The organism is uncultured Serinicoccus sp. (assembly GCF_947500995.1).
Taxonomy (GTDB): Bacteria; Actinomycetota; Actinomycetes; order Actinomycetales; family Dermatophilaceae; genus Ornithinicoccus.
Map to the genome: position 1 here is coordinate 1 of NZ_CANMUA010000029.1, position 729 is coordinate 729.

At 69.1% G+C, this 729-nt stretch carries 1 protein-coding gene; it reads left to right on the plus strand.

From position 1 onward, the window contains the following. A partial coding sequence (locus Q0967_RS17290) for a transposase (protein WP_298753222.1) occupies positions 1-713 on the plus strand: 713 nt, incomplete at its 5' end. Between the last annotated feature and the right edge of the window lie 16 nt (positions 714-729).

Genomic DNA, 729 nt, shown 5'->3' on the forward strand with positions numbered 1-729 from the left:
TCCTGCTCGAGCTCATCCCCGGCGGAGCCAAGACGTTCCTGTCCGCGGCCCAGGCCAAGGAGCTGCTGAAGAAGGTCCGCCCCACCACCGCGGCGGGCAAGGTCCGCAAGGCCCACGCCCTGGAACTGACAGCTGACCTGGCCACGATCTACGCGCGCACCAAGGCCGCGGACAAGGAGCTCAAAGCCCTCGTCGCCGAGACCGGGTCCTCGCTGATGGACCTGCACGGCATCGGACCCTCCGGCGCCGCGCGGCTCCTCGTCGAGGTCGGCGACATCACCCGCTTCCCCGACCGCAACCACTTCGCGTCCTGGACCGGCACCGCGCCCATCGACGCCTCCTCCGGCGAGCACGTCCGCCACCGCCTCTCCCGAGGCGGGAACCGGCAGATCAACCGGGTGCTGCACGTCATGGCCATCGTCCAGCTCCGCACGAGAACCACCGAGGGCCGCGCCTACTACGACCGGAAGAAAGCCGCGGGGAAGACGTCGATGGAAGCACTGCGGTGCCTCAAACGGCGCCTGTCCGACCTGGTCTACAAGGCGATGCTCGACGACCTCGCCGGGCACACGACGACGGGCCCGGGAGGGCAAAGGGGTGACGACTCTGACTCCAGCGCGACCGGCTCACAACCCGCTGCCGGCTCTTCGGACAAGCCACTTCCCGGACCCGCCACCACAAAGCCTAGAACGACCCTGCCAGCGGCGTCTTGACACAGAGGGGTGCCAG